Annotated in this window: 19 protein-coding genes; 12 read left to right on the forward strand and 7 right to left on the reverse strand. The window is 73.5% G+C overall.

From position 1 onward, the window contains the following. The gene (locus tag ACIRU3_RS20150; RefSeq protein ID WP_404057966.1) at positions 1-636 is read left to right on the forward strand and encodes an SRPBCC family protein; all 636 of its coding nucleotides are present in this window, start codon (positions 1-3) and stop codon (positions 634-636) included. A gap of 185 nt (positions 637-821) precedes the next feature. Here the strand turns inward: ACIRU3_RS20150 and ACIRU3_RS20155 are convergent, their stop codons facing one another. Both ACIRU3_RS20155 and ACIRU3_RS20160 read right to left on the reverse strand, forming a co-directional pair. Beyond that, complete coding sequence (locus ACIRU3_RS20155) at positions 822-1415, reverse strand: GNAT family N-acetyltransferase (protein WP_404057968.1); 594 nt, start codon at positions 1413-1415, stop codon at positions 822-824. 23 nt (positions 1416-1438) lie between these two features. Further along, positions 1439-1939, reverse strand: a complete 501-nt coding sequence (locus tag ACIRU3_RS20160) for a metallophosphoesterase family protein (RefSeq protein ID WP_404057969.1) — start codon at positions 1937-1939, stop codon at positions 1439-1441. Between the two features lie 113 nt (positions 1940-2052). On the opposite strand from ACIRU3_RS20160, the gene ACIRU3_RS20165 reads away from it, so the two are divergent. The 4 genes from ACIRU3_RS20165 to ACIRU3_RS20180 all read left to right on the forward strand — a co-directional run bounded on the left by ACIRU3_RS20165 (position 2053) and on the right by ACIRU3_RS20180 (position 5837). Beyond that, on the forward strand, positions 2053-2490 hold the full coding sequence (locus ACIRU3_RS20165) for a MarR family winged helix-turn-helix transcriptional regulator (RefSeq protein ID WP_404057971.1): 438 nt from the start codon (positions 2053-2055) through the stop codon (positions 2488-2490). A gap of 425 nt (positions 2491-2915) precedes the next feature. Beyond that, positions 2916-3500, forward strand: coding sequence for a hydrolase (locus ACIRU3_RS20170; RefSeq protein ID WP_404057973.1), 585 nt, complete (start codon positions 2916-2918; stop codon positions 3498-3500). A gap of 229 nt (positions 3501-3729) precedes the next feature. Next, the gene (gene ctaD, locus ACIRU3_RS20175; protein ID WP_404057975.1) at positions 3730-5457 is read left to right on the forward strand and encodes a cytochrome c oxidase subunit I; all 1728 of its coding nucleotides are present in this window, start codon (positions 3730-3732) and stop codon (positions 5455-5457) included. Further along, on the forward strand, positions 5454-5837 hold the full coding sequence (locus ACIRU3_RS20180; RefSeq protein WP_404057977.1) for a cytochrome c oxidase subunit 4: 384 nt from the start codon (positions 5454-5456) through the stop codon (positions 5835-5837). Before ctaD ends, ACIRU3_RS20180 begins: the two co-directional genes overlap by 4 nt. Here the strand turns inward: ACIRU3_RS20180 and ACIRU3_RS20185 are convergent. From ACIRU3_RS20185 to ACIRU3_RS20195, 3 genes are all read right to left on the reverse strand, one after another. After that, positions 5773-7266, reverse strand: a complete 1494-nt coding sequence (locus tag ACIRU3_RS20185; RefSeq protein WP_404057979.1) for a cytochrome bc complex cytochrome b subunit — start codon at positions 7264-7266, stop codon at positions 5773-5775. The two genes, ACIRU3_RS20180 and ACIRU3_RS20185, sit on opposite strands and share 65 nt — an antisense overlap. Further along, positions 7263-7535: a hypothetical protein gene (locus ACIRU3_RS20190; protein WP_404057981.1), complete on the reverse strand. Its 273-nt coding sequence runs from the start codon at positions 7533-7535 to the stop codon at positions 7263-7265. The genes ACIRU3_RS20185 and ACIRU3_RS20190 overlap by 4 nt, the downstream gene beginning before the upstream one ends. Positions 7536-7616: 81 nt before the next feature. Further along, positions 7617-10064, reverse strand: coding sequence for a SpoIIE family protein phosphatase (locus tag ACIRU3_RS20195; protein ID WP_404057983.1), 2448 nt, complete (start codon positions 10062-10064; stop codon positions 7617-7619). Positions 10065-10265: 201 nt separating this feature from the next. Between ACIRU3_RS20195 and lanKC the strand changes: the two genes are divergently transcribed. The 4 genes from lanKC to ACIRU3_RS20215 all read left to right on the forward strand — a co-directional run bounded on the left by lanKC (position 10266) and on the right by ACIRU3_RS20215 (position 16904). Beyond that, the gene (lanKC, locus tag ACIRU3_RS20200; RefSeq protein ID WP_404057985.1) at positions 10266-12956 is read left to right on the forward strand and encodes a class III lanthionine synthetase LanKC; all 2691 of its coding nucleotides are present in this window, start codon (positions 10266-10268) and stop codon (positions 12954-12956) included. 43 nt (positions 12957-12999) lie between these two features. Further along, positions 13000-13113 carry a SapB/AmfS family lanthipeptide gene (locus ACIRU3_RS20205; RefSeq protein ID WP_359072654.1) on the forward strand — a complete coding sequence of 38 codons (114 nt, stop codon included), beginning with the start codon at positions 13000-13002 and terminating at the stop codon, positions 13111-13113. Between the two features lie 94 nt (positions 13114-13207). Then, positions 13208-14908 (forward strand): ABC transporter ATP-binding protein, encoded by a 1701-nt coding sequence (locus tag ACIRU3_RS20210; protein ID WP_404057987.1) that lies wholly within the window; start codon positions 13208-13210, stop codon positions 14906-14908. Between the two features lie 223 nt (positions 14909-15131). Next, positions 15132-16904 (forward strand): ATP-binding cassette domain-containing protein, encoded by a 1773-nt coding sequence (locus ACIRU3_RS20215; protein WP_404057989.1) that lies wholly within the window; start codon positions 15132-15134, stop codon positions 16902-16904. On the opposite strand, the gene ACIRU3_RS20220 is transcribed toward ACIRU3_RS20215, so the two are convergent. Continuing rightward, entirely contained in the window at positions 16905-17513 is a 609-nt protein-coding gene (locus tag ACIRU3_RS20220) for a LuxR C-terminal-related transcriptional regulator (RefSeq protein ID WP_404057991.1), read from the reverse strand. It abuts the gene before it with no gap. A gap of 351 nt (positions 17514-17864) precedes the next feature. On the opposite strand from ACIRU3_RS20220, the gene ACIRU3_RS20225 reads away from it, so the two are divergent. Beyond that, complete coding sequence (locus tag ACIRU3_RS20225) at positions 17865-20006, forward strand: SpoIIE family protein phosphatase (RefSeq protein ID WP_404057993.1); 2142 nt, start codon at positions 17865-17867, stop codon at positions 20004-20006. 256 nt (positions 20007-20262) lie between these two features. Here ACIRU3_RS20225 and ACIRU3_RS20230 read toward each other — a convergent pair whose 3' ends face one another. Next, a complete protein-coding gene (locus tag ACIRU3_RS20230; RefSeq protein ID WP_404057995.1) occupies positions 20263-21711 on the reverse strand; it encodes a S1 family peptidase in 1449 nt (482 codons plus the stop codon). 197 nt (positions 21712-21908) lie between these two features. On the opposite strand from ACIRU3_RS20230, the gene ACIRU3_RS20235 reads away from it, so the two are divergent. Beyond that, the gene (locus ACIRU3_RS20235) at positions 21909-22322 is read left to right on the forward strand and encodes a PaaI family thioesterase (RefSeq protein ID WP_404057997.1); all 414 of its coding nucleotides are present in this window, start codon (positions 21909-21911) and stop codon (positions 22320-22322) included. 453 nt (positions 22323-22775) lie between these two features. Then, entirely contained in the window at positions 22776-22991 is a 216-nt protein-coding gene (locus ACIRU3_RS20240) for a type A2 lantipeptide (protein WP_404057999.1), read from the forward strand. The last annotated feature ends 89 nt before the right edge of the window (positions 22992-23080 follow it).

Here is a 23080-nt window from a genome sequence, read left to right on the forward strand (position 1 = left end):
ATGGAGCTGCACCACGAATTCACCGTCCCCGTCCCGGTCGACGACGCGTGGCACGCTCTCCTCGACATCGAACGCATCGCGCCGTGTCTGCCGGGCGCGGTGGTGGAGGAGTACGACGGCACGACCGTGACCGGGTCGGTGAAGGTCAAGGTCGGCCCGGTCACCGTGGCGTACCGGGGCACGGCGGTCTTCGAGGAGCAGGACGAGGCGGCACACCGGATGGTGCTCGTGGCCGGCGGGCGGGAGACGCGGGGGCAGGGCACGGCCAGGGCGACGGTCACCGGCACGCTGAGCGAGCGCGCCGGCGGTACGGCGGTGTCGGTGCGGACCGATCTGACGGTGACCGGGCGTCCGGCGCAGTTCGGCCGCGGTGTGCTGGCGGAGGTGGGCGACCGGCTGGTGGGGCAGTTCGCGGCATGTCTCGCGGAACGGCTGGGCGAACGGGCCGAGGAGGAACCGGAACCGCCTGTCCAGGAGGCGGCGGAGCCGCTCGACCTTCTGCGCGCGGCCGGGCTGCCGGTGGCGAAGCGGGCCGCCGCCGGCGCGCTGGCGGCGGGGCTGGTGCTGGTCCTGGTCGCCGTGTGTGTACGACGCCGACGGCGGGCCCGGGCGGGCCGGGGGGCGTGGCGCCGGTAGTCGTCGTGGCGTCGTCCGTGCCGGACCGGGGCGGCGGGGAGACGGCAGGCCGGCCCACGGGGCGACCGGCCACGGCTGCCACGGCCATGGGGCACGGGGCGACCGGCCACGGCTGCCGGCCATGGGGCACGGGTAGCACGCGGCGCCGGAAGTCCCCGCCCCGCCGAGGATGCGCCCGCCGGTGCTCAGGCAGCCTCTGCCACCAGCGCGTGCAGATGTTCGTCGTGCCGGCCGTCGGCGTGCAGCAGGGAGGACCGCATGGTGCCTTCGAAGGCGTATCCGACCTTCTCGGCGACCCGGCAGGACGCCTGGTTGGCCACCGCGTGGCACAGCTGCAGTCGATGCAGGCCCAGGTCGTCCAGGGCCCACCGGCTGAGCCGCCGAGCCGCCTCGACGACGATGCCGCCGCCGCGTGCCCCGGGCAGCACCCAGTACATGATCTCGGCTCGGCCGCCTGCCAGGTCGACGGCGTGGAGCCCGGTGAGCCCGAGGGGCGCGCCGCCGGGCCGGGCGATCGCCCAGACCGCGCCGGTCTCGGCCCGCCACCGCTCGTGCATGCGCCCGATCCGGGCGCGGGCCTCGTCACGGCTGCCGACGGAGAACAGGTTCCACAGCTGGATCGCCGGGTCCTGCCCGGCGGCGAGCAGCGCGTCGGCGTCGGCGTCGTCGGTCCGCCAGGGCCGCAGCTCCAGACCGCCCGGCAGGTCGAGGACGGGCTGGTCGCGGCCGGCCAGGCTGCCCGCCGGTACGGCGTCGGGTATGCGGTTCTCGAAGATCATCGCCGCATCGTGCCACAGGCCCGCTACCGCTGGGGCAGCGCGTGCAGGGTGACGTCGGTGAGCGCGCCGTCGGCGAGGGTCGCCGTGAGGTACGTGCAGTGCGCCTGGCGGCGGCGGTCGGTCGGGGAGCCGGGGTTGAGCAGCCGCAGCCCGCCGGGGGCGACGGTGTCCCAGGGGATGTGGCTGTGGCCGAATACCAGCACGTCGAGGTCCGGGAATCGGGCGGCACAGCGGGCCTCGCGGCCCTGCGCGGCACCGGTCTCGTGGACCACGCCGAAGCGCAGGCCGCCCAGTTCGGCGTAGGCCACCTCGGGGAGCCGGGCGCGCAGGTCCGGGCCGTCGTTGTTGCCGTACACGCCGATCAGGCGGCGACTGCGGCTCTCCAGCAGATCGAGGGTGGCGGTGTCGACCCAGTCCCCGGCGTGGAACACGACATCCGCGTGCGGGAGTTCGGCGAGCAGCTCCGCCGGGAGCCGCTTGGCGCGCTTCGGGAGGTGGGTGTCGGAGATCAGGAGCAGACGCACATCCCCAGCCTAGGGAACCGGACGGCTCCCATGACTCCTCGGGCGGAATTTACTCAGGCAGAACTGAACAGTTTCAGCTGGACAGTCTCGTCTGGCGGTTCTACGCTGACGGCATGGCTCACATCTCGGACTCCGCCGCCCGGACCGCGCGCGACCTGCGTGTGGTGTTCAGCCGGCTGCGGCGCCGTATCCGCGAGGTCGCGCAGGACTCCGACCTGACTCCGTCGCAGGAGTCGGCGCTCTCCCTGGTCGGCAAGCACGGCGCCGCCACGGCGAGTGCCCTGGCCGCCGCGGAGGGCGTGCGGCCGCAGTCGATGGCGACCACGCTGGCCGCCCTGGAGCAGCACGACCTGATCCGCCGTGCCCCCGACCCCGACGACGGCCGCCGCCAGCTGGTCACCCTCACCGAGGCCGGCCGGGCCCGCGTCGAGGGCAACAAGCAACTGCGCGAGGAGTGGCTGGCCCGCGCCTTCGAGGACCGCTACACCGAGGCGGAGCGGCAGACGGTTCTGCAGGCACTGGAGCTGCTGGAACGGCTCTCGCGGCCGTGATACCGAGGCTCACCGCGCCCATCGGGGGGGGACCACCCGCCCCTCCCCGCAGGACTCGACCGCCGGCCCCGGCTGCGCCGTCCTGCCCCGGGTCCGCGCGGACGGTCCGCTGCGGCCGCTGCCCTCGGCCGGCGCGCTGCCCGGTGTCCCGCGGCGCCTCCTCGGGCCCGCCGCCCGGCACGCCCGGTACCGGCAGGCCGGCCGGGCGCGGACCGCCTCGGCCGCGGGACCGCTGCGGACCTTCCTGTACCTCGGCGCGCCGGGCGCGTCCGCCGCCACCGCGGCGTGCCGCCCGCGCCGCGCCGACACGGCCGGGCCGCACGCCCCGGCCCCGTTCACGCTCGCCGGCTCGGGCCCCCTGCCGGCGACGCCCCTCCCCGGCCGTTCACTCGGCCGGCCCACCCCCCGAAAGGCCTGATCGACCCATGTCCGTCAGCACCCTCGACCCCCGTACCGCCCTCGTCGTGATCGACCTGCAGCGCGGCATCGTGAGCATGCCCACCCAGCCGCACGCGGCCGCGGACGTGGTCGCCCGCACGGCCGAACTCGCCGACGCCTTCCGGGCCCGCGACCTGCCCGTGGTCCTGGTCCGGGTCTCCTTCGCGCCCGACTGGGCGGACGCCGTCCCCGGCCGGACCGAGACCCAGGCGCGCGGTCTCGCCTTCCCGGAGGGCTGGGACGTCATCGTCGACGAACTGTCCGGCCACCCCGGCGCCATCCACGTCACCAAGCACAACTGGAGCGCCCTGCACGGCACCGACCTGGACGTCCAGCTGCGCCGCCGCGGCATCACCCAGATCGTGCTGACCGGCATCTCCACCAGCATCGGCGTCGAGTCCACCGCCCGCGACGCCTACGCCCACGGCTACCACGTCACCCTCGCCACGGACGCCATGTCCGACAGCGACCCGGAGGCGCACGCGGGCAGCGTCGACCGGATCTTCCCGCGGCTCGGCGAGAGCGGCACGACGGCGGAGATCCTGGAGCTGCTCGCCAAGACCCACGCCTGACCGGCAAGTTGGTCACCCTTGTGCGGGCAGGACGTCGCCCGCGCATGGGGCCGCGCCGGCATGCGGCCACGCGCACCGTGCCACCCAGTCCACGGAGAGCGCACCGAGGAACCCGGAACCGGACGCCGGTCGAGGTCAGTGTCGCCCCACCCACCTGCTGTGCGCCGCGGCGGCGTCGCTCAGGTGCCGCGAGCGATCTACGGGGCCGGGTGCGCCGGGCGTGGCGCGGATGGCGCTTCGGTCACGGGGAGTAGCGTCACCGGCGATGACCGAACTACCCGAATTGCCGGACACCCGAGAGATCGTCGCGCGGTACACGGCCCCCGCCCCGCGGCCCGGCCGGGCCGTGCTGCGCTGGGTCTCCACGACCGACCACAAGGTGATCGGCCGGCTCTACATGGTCACGGCGTTCTGCTTCTTCCTGCTGGCCGGGCTGCTCGCGCTCGGCATGCGCGCCGAACTGGCCCGGCCGGGCCTGCAGTTGCTCAGCAAGCAGGGCTACGACCAGTTCTTCACCATCCACGGCACGATCATGATGCTGCTGTTCGCGACGCCGATGTTCGCCGGGTTCACGAACGCCGTGATGCCGCTGCAGATCGGCGCGCCGGACGTGGCCTTCCCGCGGCTGAACGCGCTGTCGTACTGGATGTACCTGTTCGGCGGGCTGATGGTGGTGTCCGGGTTCCTGGTGCCGGGCGGTGCGGCCGCCTTCGGCTGGTTCGCGTACGCACCGCTGAACAGCGCCTACTTCTCCCCCGGCGCGGGCGGAGACCTGTGGGTGATGGGCCTGGTGGTCGCCGGTGTGTCGACGACGCTGGGCGCGGTCAACTTCATCGTGACGATCATGTGCCTGCGCGCGCCCGGCATGACGATGTTCCGGATGCCGATCTTCACCTGGAACGTGCTGTTCACCTCGATCCTGGTGCTGCCCGCGTTCCCGGTGCTGACGGCGGCGCTGCTGGCGCTGGAGGCGGACCGGAAGTTCGGGGCGCACGTCTTCGACGCGGCGAACGGGGGCGCGCTGCTGTGGCAGCACCTGTTCTGGTTCTTCGGGCATCCCGAGGTGTACATCGTGGCGCTGCCGTTCTTCGGGATCATCTCGGAGATCCTGCCGGTGTTCTCCCGCAAGCCGCTGTTCGGCTATCTGCCGATGATCGGGGCGACGATCGCGATCACCATGCTGTCCGCGGTGGTGTGGGCCCACCACATGTTCGCGACCGGCGCCGTGCTGCTGCCGTTCTTCTCGCTCATGTCGTTCCTGATCGCTGTGCCCACGGGCATCAAGTTCTTCGCGTGGATCGGGACGATGCTCCGCGGCTCCCTCTCGTTCGAGACGCCGATGCTGTGGTCGCTGGGGTTCTTGGTGTCCTTCCTGCTGGGCGGCCTCAGCGGGGTGCTGATCGCCTCGCCGCCGCTGGACTTCCATCTGACCGACTCGTACTTCATCGTCGCCCATCTGCACTACGTGCTGTTCGGCACGGTGGTGTTCGCGATGTTCGCCGGGTTCTACTTCTGGTGGCCCAAGTTCACCGGGAAGATGCTGGACGAGCGACTCGGCAAAGTGCACTTCTGGCTGCTGTTCCCGGCGTTCCAGCTGACCTTCCTGGTGCAGCACTGGCTCGGCGAGGAAGGCATGCCCCGCCGCTACGCGGACTATCTGCCGTCGGACGGCTTCACGCTGCTCAACACCCTGTCGTCGGCAGGTGCGTTGCTGCTCGGCGTCTCCACACTGCCGTTCCTCTACAACGTCTGGCGCACCTCCACGAAGGCCGGGAAGGTCTCCGAGGACGACCCGTGGGGCTGGGGACGGAGCCTGGAATGGGCGACGTCCTGTCCGCCGCCGCGCCACAACTTCCTGGCCCTGCCCCGGGTGCGGTCCGAGTCGCCGGCCTTCGACCTGCACCATCCGGAGGTCGGGCGGATCGGCGAGGACACCGAGCGGAGGGCACCGCGATGAAGGCCGAGGCGATGCTGTTCGGCGGGGTGGCGCTGTTCTTCGGCGGGGCCGCGGCCCTGTACGGGGTGTGGTCGCAGGACGAGACGGGCACGACCGCGCTGGTCGTCGCGTTCGGGATGGCGGCGCTGGTCTCGTTCTTCTGTCTGATCCAGTACCGGCGCCGGGGTACGCGGCCGCAGGACCGTACGGACGCGGACGTGGCGGACGGTGCCGGGCCGGTGGCGTTCTTCCCGGACGAGAGCCTGTGGCCGATCGTCACCGGGCTCGGGTTCGCGGTGACGGCGACCGGTGTGGTCTACGGGCTGTGGCTGTTCCTCATCGGTCTGGGCGTTCTGGCGCGCGGTGTGTTCGGGATGGTGTTCCAGTACGCGCACCGGTGAGCGGCCGGCGCGGCGCACCGGGCCGGAACCGCTCGACGGGCTCGTGGTCGTCGTCGTAACCGCCGGTCACGCTCTGGCGGATGTCGCCGGTCGGCACGCCCTGGGCGAGACGCTCGCACTCGGCCTCCGTCAGCGCGCGGCACAGCCAGCGGGTCAGCAGGAAGGCGAGGACGGGCGCCACCACCAGGGCGACGCGCAGAATCCAGGTCAGGGCGTTGACGGAGATACGGAAGGTCTGGGCGATGATGTCGTTGCCGCCGGCCAGCAGCAGCACGGCGTAGAAGACGGTGCCCGCCACGCCGAGGCCGGTGCGGACGGGGCGTTCGCGCGGCCGGTCGCACTGGTGCTGCTCGCGATGCCACTCCCCGGTCAGGCGCTGTTCCACGAACGGGTAGGCGTACAGCACGGCGAAGAGCAGCCCGGGCAGGACGACGGCCGGCAGCAGCACATTCCACATGAGGGTGTGTCCGGCGAAGTCGGTCTCCCACGGCGGTACCAGCCGCAGGGCGCCCTCCAGGAAGCCGACGTACCAGTCCGGCTGGGAGCCGGTGGACACCAGGTCCGGGCGGTAGGGGCCGTAGTTCCAGACCGGGTTGACCTGGACGAGGCCGGACAGCAGCACGAGGAGGCCGGAGACGGTCAGGGCGAGGCCCGTGGAGAAGGCGGCGAACTGCGGGAAGAGCGGCTTGCCGAGGACGTTGCGCCCTGTGCGGCCGGGGCCGCGCCACTGGGTGTGCTTGAGGTGGAAGACCAGGATCAGATGCACCGTCACCAGGGCGACGAGCGCGCCCGGCAGCAGCAGGATGTGCATCGGGTAGAGCCGGGTGATGATGTCACTGCCCGGGTACTCACCGCCGAAGACGAAGAAGGCCACGTACGTCCCCACCACCGGGAGGGACAGCATGATGCCCTGGGCGATGCGCAGGCCGGTGCCGGAGAGCAGGTCGTCGGGGAGCGAGTATCCGGCGAAGCCCTCGGCGAGCGCGAGGACGAACAGGGTGAGCCCGATCGCCCAGTTCAGCTCGCGGGGCCGACGGAAGGCGCCGGTGAAGAAGATCCGCAGCATGTGCAGGCCGATCGCGGCGACGAACACGAGCGCGGCCCAGTGGTGGGCCTGCCGGATCAGCAGGCCGCCGCGCACGTCGAAGCTGATCCGCAGGGTGGAGTCGAAGGCCGCCGACATGAGCACGCCGCGCAGCGGCGCGTAGGAGCCGGCATAGACGACCTCCCGCATCTCCGGCTGGAAGAAGAACGTCAGCCACACCCCGGTCACGATCAGCACGAGGAGGCTGTAGAGGGCGAGTTCGCCGAGCAGGAAGGACCAGTGCTCGGGGAACGCCTTGCGCAGCAGCGCGCCGCCCTCCAGGACGGGCAGCCGTGCGTCCGCCGCGTCCGCGAGCCGCTCGGCGCGGTGGCCGGCTCGGCTCATGTGTCCTCCGGGGCCGCCGCCCGCTCCACCTCGGCCTCCACCTCGGTGCGCGGCCGGCCGGACTCGCGCGCGTACTCGCTCACCGCGGTCTGCACGTCCCGGGCGAGGTCCCGCCAGGCACGCAGGGCCGTCTCGTAGGTGCCCGACTGGGCGCCCGTCATCTGCCGCCCGGCCGGCGGCCCGTAGGTGTCCCGCAGTTCGTCGACCATGCGGTGCGCCGCGTCGGCCGCGCGCTGCTTCTCCACCAGTTCCTCGAAGGTGTGTGCCACACCGACCGACCCTAGGCACGGGTGGCGTGCGGGCCCCTCCGACCTGCCGGGAGCGGCCCCCACCGGTACCCGAGTGGCGGGTCAGCCCTCGGGTACGAGGTCGGCCCACACCTGTTTGCCGCCGCTGACCGGCACCGTCCCCCAGGCCGCGGACACCGCCTCCACCAGCAGGATGCCGCGGCCGCCGGTGGCCTCCCAGCCGATGTTGGTGGGCTTGACCGGGCTGCGCGGCGAGGTGTCGGTGACGGCGAGCCGCAGCCGGTGGTTGACCAGGCTGAGGTCGAGGCGGACCGGGCCGCCGGTGTGCACGAGGGCGTTGGTGACCAGCTCGGAGACGACCAGCAGCGCCGCGTCGACGATGCCGGACGGCACGTGCCAGGTGCGCAGGGTGCGCTGGGTGAAGCGGCGGGCGTGCCGGACTGCCTCGGGGAGCCGCCACACGGTCCAGGTCTCGCGCAGCGGCCGTACGGCCATGCCGTCGTACCGCATCAGCAGCAGCGCGACGTCGTCGCCGCGGTGGGCACCCGTGAGCAGGGCGTCGGCGACCGGACCGAGGTGGCCAGGGTCGCCGGCGGCAAGTGCCCTCACGAGCCGCTCCATGCCCGTGTCGATGTCAGTGTCGCGGGACTCCACCAGGCCGTCGGTGGTGAGCGCGAGGACCGCGCCGGGCTGGAGCCGGAGCGGGGTCATCGGGAAGTCGGCCTGGCCGAGCACGCCGAGCGGCGGACCGCCCTCGGCCTGGACGATCTCGGTGGTGCCGTCCGGATGACGCAGCACCGGCGGCGGATGACCGGCCCGCACGCACCACGCGGTGCCCTCCTCCATGTCCACCGCGACGTAGCAGCAGGTCGCGAAGAGCTCGGTCTCCATCTCCAGCAGCAGCCGGTTGGCAAGGGCGATGACGACATCCGGCGCGTGCCCCTCGGTCGCGTAGGCGCGCAGGGCGGTGCGCATCTGGCCCATGAGGGTCGCGGCGCCCGCGTTGTGGCCCTGGACGTCGCCGATGACGAAGGCCACGTGGTTGTCGGCGAGCGGGATCACGTCGTACCAGTCGCCGCCGACCTCCAGCCCGGCGGTGGTCGGCAGATACCGGGCGACGGCGACCGCGCCGGGCAGCCGGGGCAGGCGGCGGGGCAGCAGGGTGCGCTGGAGCATGCCGACCAGTTCGTGCTCGGCGTCGAAGGCGTGGGCGCGCAGCAGGGCCTGACCGGCGAGGGCCGCACAGGCGGTGAGCAGGGCGCGCTCGTCGGCGCCGAACTCGTGCGGCCGGTCCCAGCCGATCAGACAGGCGCCGGCCATGCGGCCGCCCGCGGGCAGCGGCAGCACGGCGAGGCCGCCGGGGCCGACGTCCGCGAGGGCGGGCTCCAGCGCGGAACCGGCGGGCCAGATCCGGGCGCGGCCCTCGCGCAGGGCGGCGGCGAGGGTCGGCATGGCGCGCACCGGCGCGTCCGGCCACTCGGTGCGCCATTCGGTGCGCCACAGCTCGGGCCATGCCTCGGGGTCGGGCGGGTCGAGGACGGTGACGACGAGGCGGTCGTTCTCCAGTTCGGCAAGGGCGATGCGATCGGCCTTCAGGGGTTTGCGCAGGGCGTCGACGACGGCCCGGCCGACGTCCTTGACCGTTCCGGCCATGGCGAGGGCGGCGGCCAGGCGCTGCACGCGGGCCACGTCGGTGACGTCGGAGCGCAGGGTGGAGGCGTCCGCGACGGTACCGACCAGCCGGGAGGGGCGACCCTCCCCGCCGGGCAGCAGGCGGCCGCGCAGCCGGAGCCACTTGGGCGGGCCGGAGGGCTGCAGGATGCGGAACTCCAGCTCGCGGTCGCCGATGGACATGTGGTCGGCCTCGACCACCGACATCAGCGCGGGCAGGTCCTCGGGCACGGTGAGGCCTAGCAGTGTCTCCACCTTGCCGTCGAACGCGTCCCGGCCGATCCCGAAGAGCCGCAGGATGTCGTCGCCGACCTCGATCCGGCCGGTGTCCATGGCCAGGCCGAACGCGTCGGCGGGCAGTTCGCCGGTGTCGGCGGCCGGGCCGACCGGCACCGGCACGGCGACCGCCCGGGCGATCAGCTCCAGGCAGGCGCGGTCGTCGGTGCCGAAGCCACCGGGGTGCTCGCCGACGGCGAGCAGGCAGCCGGTGCCGGCCGGAACGAACGGCAGGACGGCCACGGAGAAGTCCGCCGACGGCGTCCGGCGTGCCTCGGGGCAGTCGGCCAGTTCGTCCGGGCCGAGCCACAGGGGCCGTCCGGTGCGGTGGGCGTGGGCGACCGGGGAGCGGCCCGTGGCCGGATAGCCGTCGCGCAGGCCGTACAGCGTGCGCGGCAGACCCGCCGACTCGGTCAGGCACAGCAGCGAGGGGTCGTCGCCGGGCACGTAGACACCCACGAACGCCGCCCCTGCGAACACGAGTGCCTGTTCGAGTACGCGGCGAAGCCGGTCGGGAGAGGCGGGCGCGGCGGTAATCGTTTCAAGGGCAATTTCGGCACGCCCGGCTCTCGTTCTGCGCACCGCAGCACCCTCACTGGCCACTTGGCCATTACAGCGCGTATGAGCCGCCTGCGCAGCCCCCGTGAACCCTCCGCGCGCCGCGCGTTCCCGGTTCGCTCGAAAGCCGCCGAACACATCTTTACCCGTGCGTTCCGCACGGTGATCTCGTGACAGTCATTACTGTCCGCGACCTTACCCCTGCTGCGAGTGTCTTCCGGGTCACCGAAGGAGGGCGGGAGGCGCATGGACAAGCGGTACGAGGTGTACGCACTCGCCGACGGGCATTTCTACGACACGCCCGACCGGCTCTCGGCGGACGGGAGCGAGCCGGCACCGCTGTTCGCGACGGCGTGTCGCACGGTCCCGGAGGGCTGGCACACGGCGCGTACCGGCGACTGGCTGACGATGACCCCGCTGGGCGAGGACGGCGTGCCGCTTCCGTCGCCGGCCCAGGGCTGGAAGATCCACTCGTCGGCGACCGCGGCGAACGCGGAGCGGATCGCCGGGATCGTCTGGGACTACTGCGTGCCGCGCCGCATCCCGTTCAAATTCGTGCCGTCCGCGCATCTGCTGCATCTGCGCAACGCCAAGTACGCGGGCCGCGACACCAGCGGCAAGTTCGTCACCGTCTACCCCGCCGACGAGGAGCAGCTCCACCAGGTGCTGCGGGAGCTGGGCACGCGTCTGGAGGGCTGCGCCGGGCCGTACATCCTGACCGACCTGCGCTGGCACGACGGTCCGCTCTACGTCCGCTACGGCGCCTTCGCGCGCCGGTACGTCGTCGACGAGCGCGGCTCGCTGGTCCTGGCGGTGACCGACGGCGCGGGGCGCTTGGTCCCGGACGGGCGGGCACCGTCCTTCCAGGTGCCCGAGTGGGTGACGCTGCCGGAGTTCCTGCGGCCGCATCTGGAGGCCCGCAACACCACGACGGTGGGCGAACTGCCGTACCGCATCGAGAAGGCGCTGCACTTCTCCAACGGCGGCGGGGTGTACGTCGGAACGGACTCCCGGGACGGGCGCCGGGTGGTGCTGAAGGAGGGGCGTCCGCACGCGGGGCTCGCCGCAGACGGCGCCGACGCGGTGGCCCGGCTGGAGCGGGAGAAGGCCGCGCTGGAGCGGGTCGCCGGGACGGGTGTGGTGCCCGAGGTACGGGACTGGTTCACGCTGGGCGAGCACCGGTTCCTGGTGATGGACTTCCTGGAGGGCCGCCCCCTCAACTCGTTCTTCGCGGAACGGCATCCGCTGCTCACGTCCGATCCGGATCCGGCGAAGGTCGCCGCGTACACGGCCTGGGCCCTGCGCATCCACCGGAAGGTGGAGCGGGCGGTGGAGACGGTGCACGCGTCCGGGCTGGTCTTCAACGACCTGCACGTCTTCAACGTCATGGTCGCTCCCGACGGGGAGACGGTGTACCTCATCGACTTCGAGGCAGCCGCCCCCGCCGAGGAGAACGGCCGTCAGATAGTGGCCCATCCCGGCTTCTTCGCCCCGCCGGACCGCCGTGGCAAGGACGTCGACCGGTATGCGCTGGCCTGTCTGCGGCTGGCCCTGTTCCTGCCCGTGACCACGTTGTTCGTGGTGGACCGCGGCAAGGCGGCCCATCTGGCGGAGGTGATCGCGGACCAGTTCCCGGACGTGCCTCGCGCCTTCCTGGACGAGGCGGTCGCGGAGATCACCCGGGACACGGGGGGCGGCACGGCCCATGGTGCGTCCTCCCCTTGGGTGGTGCCGGGCGACTGGCCCTACAGCCGGGACTCGATGGTCAAGGCGATCCTCGCCTCCGCGACCCCGGAGCGTGACGACCGGCTCTTCCCCGGCGACATCGCCCAGTTCGCCGACGGCGGCGGCCTCGGGCTCGCGCACGGCGCCGCCGGGGTGCTGTACGCGCTGGACGCGTCCGGCGCCGGCCGGTACGACGAGGGCGAGCGCTGGCTGCTGGACCACACCGCCCCGCCGCCGCCCGGCACCCCGCTCGGCCTGTACGACGGTCTCGCGGGCGTGGCCCTGGTCCTGGACCGGCTCGGCCACCGGCAGCGGGCCCTTGACCTGCTGGCCGGCGTCCTGCGGGAGAACTGGCGCAACCTCTCCTCCGACCTGCACGGCGGGCTCGCCGGACTCGGCCTGGTCCTCGGCCACTTGGCGGCCACGACCGGTGATCCGGCGCTGCGCGACCGTGCCGCCGAGGCCGCCGAGATCCTCGTACGCCGCCTCGCCGAACCCGTCCCGGACCCGCCGCGGCGGCGGGCCGGGCTGCTGCGGGGCGCGACCGGACCCGCGCTGTTCCTGCTCCGCTGGTACGAGGAGACCGGTGAGCCGCGGCTTCTGGCTGCGGCGGCCGAGGCCCTCCGGCGCGACCTGGCCTGCTGCGTCGTCCAGGAGGCGGGCGGCGGCCTGGAGGTGGACGAGGGCCGGCGGACGCTGCCCTACCTCGGCGACGGGAGCGTGGGGATCGGGCTGGTCCTCGACGACTACCTGGCGCACGCGGGCGACGGCGGCCGCACACTCGACTCCGCCGCCCGGGCGCGTGACGACAGCCGGGACGCGGCTCTGCTCGCCCACGCGGCCGGCGCCGCAGGGGAGTTCGAGCAGGCCCGGGCCGGCATCCTCACCGCCGCCACCTCCCGCTTCTACGCGCAGCCCGGTCTCTTCCAGGGCCGCGCCGGCATGGTTCTGCACCTCGCGCGCAGCACCGCGCCGGGCGCCGGCCGGGAGCGGCTGGAGCAGCAGATCGCGGGGCTCGGCTGGTTCGCGATGGCCTACCACGGCCAACTCGCCTTCCCCGGGCACCAGATGATGCGGCTCTCCATGGACCTCGCCACCGGAACGGCAGGCTGCCTGCTGGCGCTCGCGGCGGCCCGCGACGCCGGGACCACCGCGTACCTGCCCTTCCTTCCGCCGCCGTCGGCGGCCCCCACACGCGGCTCCGCGAGCTGACGGAGTCGTGACACAACCCCGTCCCCGATGAAAGGACACGACCATGGCACTTCTCGACCTGCAGACCCTCGAGTCCGACGAGCTGTCCCACACCGGCGCGAGCACGGTGAGCCTGCTCTCCTGCGTCTCGGCGGCGAGCGTTCTGCTCTGTCTGTGACCGGTCGGTGAGTCCACGGCTCCGGGCAGCCCACTCCCCCGTTCGGGAGGGGCCCCGGAGCCTTCCCGTCCGCCCCGACGCGAGGCCGCAGCCGATGACACCCTCTCCCGACTCCCCCGCTCGTCTGCCGCGTGCCGTCCTCCGGCACGGCGGCGCCCGCTGTGCCGCCCTGTGCGCCGTGAGCACGGCCACCACGGCCGCCGCACTGCTGCTGCCCGCCGCGCTCGGCCGGACCCTCGACCTCCTGCTCGCCGGCGCTCCGGCGGCCCGCTGGGTGGCCTGCTGTGCGGGACTGGTGCTGCTGCTCGCCGTGCTGGACGGGTGCGCGGGCGTGCTCAGCGGCACGGTCGACGCCCGGTCCACCGCATGGCTGCGCCGCCGGGTCACCGGACATGTGCTCGCCGTGGGCCCGCGTGCGGGCGCCCGGTTCGGCGCCGGAGATCTCGTGGCGCGGCTCGTCGGCAGTGCCGCGCAGGCCGGGACGGCGCCGGCCGCGCTGGCCGCGCTGGTCGCCGCGCTCGCCGGGCCGGTCGGGGGCGTGGTGGCGCTCGGCCTCATCGACCCGTGGCTGGCTGCCGTGTTTCTCGCCGGTGCGCCGGTGCTGGCGCTGCTGCTGCGGGCGTTCGCCCGGGACACCTCGGCGTGCGTGGCCGACTACCAGCGGGTACAGGGCCGGATGGCGGCCGCCCTCGCGGAGGCGGTCGGCGGCTTCCGCACGATCCGGGCCGCGGGCGCGGAGGACCGGGAGACGGCCCGGATCCTGGCGCCGCTGCCCGAACTGTCCCGCGCCGGCCACCGCATGTGGCGGGTGCAGGGGCGGGCCGCCGCACAGGCGGTCACCGTCGCACCGCTGCTGAACCTGGGCGTGATCGCGGTGGCCGGACTGCTGCTCGCCCGGCATCGCCTGTCGGTGGGCGAGATGCTGGCCGCCTCCCGGTACGCCGTCCTCGCGACGGGAGTCGGCGTGCTGGTCGGACAGCTGGCCGCGCTCTCCCGGGCCCGCGCGGCGACCGGGCGGCTCGCCGAGGTGCTGTCCGAACCGGCGCCCGGGTACGGCACCCTGGGGCTGCCGTCCGGTTCCGGGCGGCTGGAACTGCGGAACGTGACGGCCCGCCGGGGCGAACGCACGGTCCTGGACGGCATCGACCTGGTCGTCCCCGGCGGCACGACCCTCGCCGTCGTCGGGCGCTCCGGCACCGGCAAGTCCCTGCTCGCCGAACTCGCCGGCCGGCTCACCGACCCGGACACCGGTGTCGTCCTTCTCGACGGCGTCCCCCTGCACGACCTGACCCACGCCGACGTACGCCGCGCGATCTCCTACGCCTTCGAACGCCCCGCCCTGCTCGGCACGACCGTCGAGGACACGATCGCGTTCGGTCTCACCGCGCCCTCCCCCGCCCGCATCCGGTCGGCCGCGCGCACGGCCCGCGCCGACGGGTTCGTCCGCCGGCTGCCCGACGGCTACGCCACCCGCTGCGCCGACGCGCCCCGCTCCGGCGGCGAGTCCCAGCGCCTCGGCCTCGCCCGCGCCTTCGCCCACGGCGGCCGCCTGCTGATCCTCGACGACGCCCTCTCCAGCCTCGACACGGTCACCGAGCACCGGATCACCGAGTCCCTGCTGGCCCCGGACGCGGGCCGGACCCGGCTGCTGATCGCCCACCGCGCGGCCACGGCAGCCCGCGCCGACACGGTCGCCTGGCTGGACGGGGCGCGCGTCCGGGCGGTCGGCACGCATGCCGAGCTGTGGCGGGACGCGGAGTACCGGGCCGTGTTCGGGGAGGAGGGCCGGGCGTGAGCGCGCGGGCAGGGGTCCTCGGGTCGCCGCGGTCGCGTCGGCGTGCGCCGTCCGCAGGCTTCCCGGCACCCGGGAGGGAGCCCGCGGGCCGTACGACGGCGGGCGGGACGGTTCCTGCGGGTGAAGTGGCAGGTACTGGTCCCGCTCGGCCCGTGGCCTGTTCAGGTGACCGGGAGCAGGGACGCCTGACGGCCGGGGTCCCGGCCGAGGAAGGAACCCCCTGATGCCCGTACAACAGCAGGCGCGAGAAGTCCTGCGGGCGCGGTGGCAGGTGGTGGTCCGGCTCGGGCTGTGGTCCGTTCAGGAGGCCGGGCAGACCTTTCTGATCGGGTATGCGCTGGCGCGGGCGCTGGATGCCGGCTTCCTTGCCGGGAACACGCGGGCCGGGTTGCTGTGGCTCGGGGCGGCCGGGCTTGCGGTGGTCGCGGGCGCGTACGGGACCGGGCGCGTGTACGGCGTGGTCGCCGCGCTGGTCGAACCGGTCCGGGACCGGCTGGTGGAGGCCGTGGTCGGGCGTGGCGTGCGGGAGGCGGACGCCCGGGCGCTGTCCGGGCTCACCCAGCAGGTGGAGATCGCCCGGGACACCCTCGCGGGCCTGGTCCTGGTCTCCCGTTCCTTCCTGTTCACCGCCGCCGGAGCGCTGATCGGACTGTTCTCGCTGGCCCCGCTGCTGCTGGCCGTCGTCGTGCCTCCGCTGCTGGCCGGGATGTGCCTGTTCGCGGCGACCCTGCGGCCGCTGGCCCGCCGCCAGGAGGCCTTCCTCGTCGCCGACGAAGCGCTGGCCGAGGACCTGGGTGCGGTGTGTCCGGGGCTGCGCGATGTCACCGCCGCCGGAGCCGAGGCGCAGGTCGCGGCCCGCACGTCGGAGCTGATCGACGCGGAACGACGGGCCGCCCGCGCCCTGGCCCGCTGGAGCCTGGCCCGGGTGGCCGCGCTGGCGGTGGGCGGCGAACTGCCCGTGGTCCTGCTGCTCGCCACCGCGCCCTGGCTGCTGGGCCACGACGTGACTCCGGGTGCGCTGGTCGGTGCGCTCGCCTACGTCACCCAGTCCCTCCTCCCCGCCCTCCAGAACCTCGTCCACGGCCTCGGCACCAGCGGCTCCCGCCTCATGGTCGTCCTGCGCCGCCTGACCCCGCCGGCAGGCACTGGAGCAACCCGGCCGGACGCCCGGCCCGCCCCACCGCGGCCGACGACGCCGACACCGCGGCACGCCCGGCCGGAGCGGGACGACTCGCCCGGGCCGTGCGAGCAGTCCGTACCGCACGACGCACCCGCCCTGGCCCTCGTCTCCGTCACCTTCGCGTACGGCTCGGCCGGTGAGCCCGTCCTCCACGGACTCGATCTCACCGTCCCCGCGGGCGCGCACCTCGCCGTCGTAGGGCCGAGCGGGATCGGGAAGTCGACGCTCACGGGGCTGGTCGCCGGGCTGCTGAAACCCCGGGAGGGGGCCGTCCGGGTGTACGGGCACACCGTGCCGGGTCCAGAAGCGGGCGCCTCCCGGGTGCTGATCCCGCAGGAGGCGTACGTCCACGGCGGGACCCTCGCCGAGAATCTGGGCCTCTTCCGCCGGGACCCGGTGCCGGAGGCGGAGCTGCTGGCCGCCGCCGAGGCCGTCGGCCTGACCCCGCTGCTGCGTGCGCTGGGCGGGCCCGCGGGCACGGTCGACCCGGCGGCGCTGTCGGCGGGCGAGCGGCAGCTGATCGCCCTGACCCGGGCCTATCTGTCACCAGCGCCGCTCGCCCTGCTCGACGAGGCGACCTGCCATCTGGACCCGGAGGCGGAGGACCGCGCCGAGCGGGCGTTCGCGGCGCGCCCGGGCGGCACCCTGGTGGTCGTCGCGCACCGCATCAGCTCCGCCCGCCGGGCCGGCCGGGTCCTGGTGCTGGACGGGCCGCGCACGGTCTGTGGCACCCACGACGAGCTGCTGCGGACCTCGGCCCTGTACCGGGACCTGGTCGGCGGCTGGACGGTGCGGCCGGCCGCACCGGTGCGGTGATCACACCCAGCCCTCCCCCTGCGATATCCGGATCGCGTCGATGCGGTTGCGCGCCCCCGTCTTCCGGGTGATCGCCGCCATGTAGTTGCGGACCGTGCCGTTGGACAGGTGCAGGCTCCCGGCGATCTCCGCGATGGACGCCCCGCCCGCCGCCAGGGACAGCACGCTCAGCTCGCGTCTCGTCAACGGCATCTGCGCCGCCTTGAGGAATCCGAAGCCCAAGGACTCGTCGACGAAACGTTCCCTCGCTGCGACGGAGTGGATCGCCCGCACCAGCCGGTCCGGCGAGCCCGCCTTGTCCACGAAGCCGAGCGCCCCCGCCTCGGCCGCCCGCTTCAGCAGCCCCGGCCTTTTCGCACTCGCAAGGACCACGAGCGCCGGTGACCGGCCGCCCGTGCCGGGCGGGCATAACTCGCCGAGCGGCGGCACCCCATGACCGTCGGCACAGTCCAGGTCCGCCGCGCACACGTCCGGGCGCACGGACCGTGCCCGCGCGAGCGCGGCGGGCCATGGCGTGTCCTCCACGTGCAGGCCGGGTTCCCCCCGCAGCCATTCGGCAAGAACCGATCGCACCAGACACGCGTCGTGCACCAGAAGTACCCGGATCACTTCCCGCCCCTCCAGTAGGCCGTACTTCGCCCGCATCGCCGTGCTCTCGTCTTCAGGTGTTGACCGCGTGCCCCATTCTTGGGTGCGATCACCGTTCGCGGGCGCGTAGAACCGGCCATCAGGGTGCGTGGGGGCGCACGGAGGGCGCCCGTACGCCGCCACGCGCTTCGGCTGCCGGCGCATGGGCCCGGCCGGAGGGGGTAGCCGGGTGCGACCGGGGCGCCGGGGCGCGTCCGCAGGTCCGGACAGCCGATGGACGCGCGCGGGAGGCGCTCGCCGTGCGCCGCACGCCGCCGCGAGGGAGCCTTGACCCGGGGATGCGGCGCGCGGCCGTACGAGGAGGTGGTCGGCTTGTCCGACGGGCCAGGGCCCGCTCAGGCACCGGCGGCCGCCAGAACCCCGGTCGGCCAGCCGCTGCTCTCGCTCGCGCTGGCCTCGATGATCGAGGACGTGGACGCGCACTCCGGCGCGGTGTATCTGCTCAAGCCCGATGAGCCGGTCCTTGAGATGGCGGTGATGGCGGGCATGCCCCGTGCGTTCGCGGCACCGTGGGAGCGGGTGGGGCTGAGCGCGCCGGTCCCGGTGTCGGAGGCGGTGCGCGAGCGGCGCCTGGTGTGGGTGGGCGGCGAGGAGCAGATGGCGCGCCGCTATCCGCGTATCGCGGTGGTGCTGCCGTACCCGTTCGCGCTGGCCGCGCTGCCGGTGGCGACGGCGAGCAGGGTGTACGGCGCACTGTTCGTGACCTGGCCCGGAGCGCATCCGCCGGAACTGTCCGACCGGGAACGCGACATTCTGACGACGGGCTGCGCACGGCTGGCCCTGCGGCTGGAGCGGGCCACCGCTCAGAACCTGCCGATCGGCCCCGAGGCCGACCTGCTGGCGGCGCCGGCGTCGGGCGTGTCGGGCACGCTGGGCACGGTGGAGGCGGCGCGGATGGTCTCCCGGCTGCCGTACGGACTGGTGTCGCTGGATCTGCACGGCCGGATCGCCTTCGCCAACACGGCGGCCGCCGACCTGCTCGGTAGACCCGTCGCGGAACTGCTGGGGACGCTGCCGTGGGCGTCGGTGCCCTGGCTGAACGACCCGATCTACGAGGACCGCTACCGGGCCGCGCTGATCAGCCAGCAGACGACGTCGTTCGTGGCGTTGCGCCCGCCGGGCGAGTGGCTGTCGTTCCGGCTGTATCCGAGCACGACCGGACTGAGCGTGCGCATCAGCCGGGCCCGGGCGGTGGCCGAGATGGCGCGGGCGGCGCCGCAGTCGGGGCCGGGGCCCTCGCGGCTGGTGACCATCTCGCAGGTGCTGAGTCTGGCCGGGGCGCTGACCGAGGCGGTGGGGGTGCAGGACGTCGTGCAGTTGGTGTGGGAGGAGGTCGCCCCGTCGGTCGGCTGCCAGGCGATGGCGATCCTCGGCTCGCAGGCCGGGCGGCTGCATGTGCTCGGGCAGCGCGGGTATGTCGACCCGCACGTCGTGGAGCGGTTCGACGGGGTGCCGTTGAGCGAACGCACCCCGGGCACCCATGTCCTGACCAGCGGGGTGCCGGCCTTCTTCGACTCGCGGGAGCAGCTGGAGCGGCTGTACCCGGAGCGGTACGAAACCCCGGACGGGTACGCGGCGTGGGCGTATCTTCCGTTGATCGCATCCGGGCGGCCGGTGGGCACCTGCGTGCTGGCCTACGCCGACCGGCACGTCTTCCCGGCCGACGAACGAGCCGTCCTGACCAGCCTCGGCGGCCTGATCGCGCAGGCACTGGAGCGTGCCCTGCTGTACGACGCCAAGCATCGGCTGGCGCAGGGGCTGCAGGAGTCGCTGCTGCCGCACTCACTGGCGCCGCTGCCCGGCATCGAGGCGGCCGCCCGCTATCTGCCCGCCACCCACGGCATGGAGATCGGCGGCGACTTCTACGACCTGGTGCCGACCCCTCCGCTGGCCGCGGCGGTGATCGGGGACGTCCAGGGGCACAACGTCACGGCGGCCGCGCTGATGGGCCAGATCCGCACCGGGGTACGGGCGTACACGACGGTGGGTCAGGCGCCCCACGAGGTGATGCGCAGCACCAACCGGCTGCTCATCGACCTCGGTGCCGACCTGTTCGCCAGCTGCCTGTATCTGCGGCTGGACCCGGCGCGGGGGCAGGCCGTGATGGCGCGTGCCGGGCATCCGCCGCCGCTGCTCAGACGCCCGGACGGACGGGTACGGGTGCTGGACCTGGCCGGCGGCCCGCTGCTCGGGATCGACGCGGCGGCCACGTACCCGACGACCGAGGTGTGCCTGACGCCCGGCACGGTCCTCGCCCTCTACACGGACGGTCTCGTGGAGTCTCCCGGCGTGGACATCGAGGACTCGCTGGTCGAACTCGGCGCGCTGCTCGCCGAGGTCGGCGACCAGCCGCTGGAGAACCTGGCCGACGAGCTCGTACGGCACAGCGCGGCGGCGCGGGAGCGGATGGACGACGTGGCGGTGCTGCTGCTGCGGGCGCGCGAGGACCGCTGAGCCGCCACCCCCGACAGCCGCGGTCCGGCCCTCCCGCCGGAGGGCCGGACCGTCCCTGCCGGCCGGAACCGCTGTGGGCCGGTCAGGGAGTGTCGGGACGGCTTGCCGGGTCCCGGTGAAGGGGCGGCTCGTCAGGTCCCGGGACGGGATGGTTCGTCAGGTTCCCGGGGCGAGACGGCTCGTCAGGCCCGGGGTGGGACGAATCGTCGGGTCCCCGGTGCGGGACGGCTCAACGGCCGTCCCGGTGCGGAGCGGCTCAGTGGGTCCCGGTGAGGGAGTCCGACCCGTCGCCCGTGCCCTCGCCGGACTGGTCCCCGGTGCCCGAGGCGTCGCCGGTACCGCTCTGGTCACCGGCACCGCTCTGGTCACCCGCCGTGGCGGACGGGTCGGCGGCGCCGCCGATCTGGTCGCCGCCGGCCTGGTCACCGGCGCCGGCCTCGTCCCCGGCGGAGGCCGAGGGATCGGCGGTGCCCGCCTGGTCGCCTCCGCCCGCCTGGTCGCCTCCGCCCGCCTGGTCGCCTCCGCCCGCCTGGTCGCCTCCGCCGGCCTGGTCGCCCGCGCCGTTGCCGCCGTCGCCCAGGGTGGCCCCGGTGGCCTGCAGGGCGGCGGTCACCGGCTGGAAGAAGGTCTCGCCGCCGCTGGTGCAGTCGCCGCTGCCGCCGGAGGTGAGGCCGACGGCGCCGCCGTCCTGGGTGAACAGGGAGCCGCCGCTGTCGCCGGCCTCGGCGCAGACGTTGGTCTGGATGAGCCCGGTGACGGTGTCCACGCCGTTCGGGTCGGTCTCGCTCTGGAAGTTGACGGTCGCGTCGAGGCCGGTCACCTGGCCGTTGTGCAGCCCGGTGGTGGAACCCATCCGGAACACGTTCTCGCCGACGGTGGCGTCCGCGGCCTGGGTGATCTGCACGGTCTGGCCGTTGCCGGTGTTGACCTCACTGGGCGCCTGGGTGTTCGCGTCGTTGTACTTCACGAGCGAGAAGTCGCCCTCGCCGGGGAAGGTGGCCTGGTCCACGGTGGCGATGGGCTGGCCGGTCTCGGAGTCGGACCAGTCCTTGGCGGCGACCCCGCAGTGACCGGCCGTCAGGAAGGCGGGGCTGCCGTCGGAGGCCTTGACGTTGAAGCCGAGGGAGCAGCGCACATTGCCGCCCTGCACCTGGGAGAAGATGGCGTCGCCGCCCGAGACGAAGGTCTTGAAGGTGCCGGAGGACTTCTTCAGGGTCGCCATGCCCGAGCCGAGGCCCTGCACGGTCGACTGCAGCCGGTTCCACTTGGCGCCGGTGACACTGGAGTCGGCGGTGACCACGACCTTGTTGGTCCGCGGGTCGACGGCCCAGGCGGTGCCCGGGACGGTCGCCTTGGTCTTCAGGGCCTGCGCGGCGGACTTGAGTTCGGAGATGCTGTTCTCGACCTGGCGGACGACCGCGCCGGCCTTCTCCGCCTGCTGGATGACGTTGTTGTCACCGCTGACCACGTTGACGACCAGCTGCTGCTTGCCGCTGTCGTAGTAGGAACCGGCGAGCGCGTCGCCGAGCAGCTTCTGCAGCTGCGCGGAGAGGTCCGAGGCGTCCGCGGCCTTCAGGGTCTTCGCGGCGCCGGCGCCTGAGGCCTTGTTCTGATCCTGGGACGCGTTGGCGTTGGGCAGCAGGAGGGCCGCCGCTCCGAGCGCCGCGACACCGCCCACCGCTATCGCGGCTTTGCGCTTGGGCATTCGCTTGTGACTCAAACTTCTCGACCTCCTGGGACGGGGGGTATGCCGCTCTGGGGCAGCTGATCGGGGCGCCTGGATGGCCCTAGGTACGGGCGGGTCACGCGGTGCGTTCAATTCCGCTTGCCAACTTCCGTGCCATGGCCGCGAATCGGCCAGGCACCGCGTGTCGCGCCGTGCGGCCGGGAAGAATCCCCCATATGACGATGACCACCGCCGAAGCCGACAAGATCCTCTCCGCCAACTTCGCGCCCTGGGTCCTCGACCTCGGGCTGACCGTGGAGGCGTTGGGCGAGGACCGAGCCGTTCTGCGTCTGCCCTGGTCGGACCGGCTGGCCCGGGAGGGCGGCGGGCTGTCGGGGCAGGCGCTGATGGCCGCCGCCGACACGGCGACGGTGATCGCGGTCTCGGCCGCGCGAGGGGGCTTCGTGCCGATGACGACCGTGCAGCAGTCGACGTCGTTCCTGCGGGCGGTGACCGGTTCGGATGTCCTGATCGAAGCGGTCCTGACCAAGCTGGGCCGGCGGATGGCGTTCGCGGACATCACGCTGGGCGATGCCGGATCGGGTGCGCTCGCCGCCCGCGCGAGCACGGTCTATGCACTCATGGGCTGACACGCTCAGCTACTGATCGGTAGCGGTACGTTCCGATCACGTACCGGAATCCCTGCTTCAGAGAATCTACACATTGAATACTCAACCAAGTCACTGACGCCCCCGGTTCTGCACATCCGCACGCCCCCCGGTACGCCTTTGGCGCGGAGTGCCGGATTCGCGGCGGGGCGAGCAAGAGGCGGGTTGCGCCGATGCCGTGCGCCATGTGAAGGAGTCGCCGACATGCCGTGCGCACACCTGCACGGTTGGGCCTGCGGGCGAGCCAAGTGCGCTGGTGAGAGGCCTGCTTGATTGGAAGCGCAACCCGCGTGCGTGCTTTGATCCATCGCACCGCGGGACTCCCCCGGGTTCCCGGAAACGGGGGCCCGGTGCCCGTGGGCGCGGCCGTCCGTCTGTCCCCAGAGGGGGCCGCTTCCCCCCTTGTGAAATATCCATACGAAGGGAAGTTCCACCATGAACTCCACCCCCCAGGTTGAGACCGTCGAGATCTCGGACGCCGAGCTGGACAACGTCTCCGGCGGTCTTTCCGTGAACGCCCTCAACACCGTGACCGGCGCCCTGAACGGCGTTGCCCCGCTTTCCGGCCTGGTGGACACCGCCGTCGGCACCGTCGAGGGTGTCACCGGCCTGAGCGTTGCCCCGGTTTCCGGCCTGGTTGCCGGTCTCTGATCGCACCTCGGTGTCACCGAAGTCCCGGAGCCGCCCCCCGGCTCCGGGACTCTCGGGTGTTCCGAAGCATGTCGTGACGATGTCTCTCC

This window comes from Streptomyces sp. NPDC101151 (genome assembly GCF_044768335.1).
Lineage (GTDB): Bacteria > Actinomycetota > Actinomycetes > Streptomycetales > Streptomycetaceae > Streptomyces.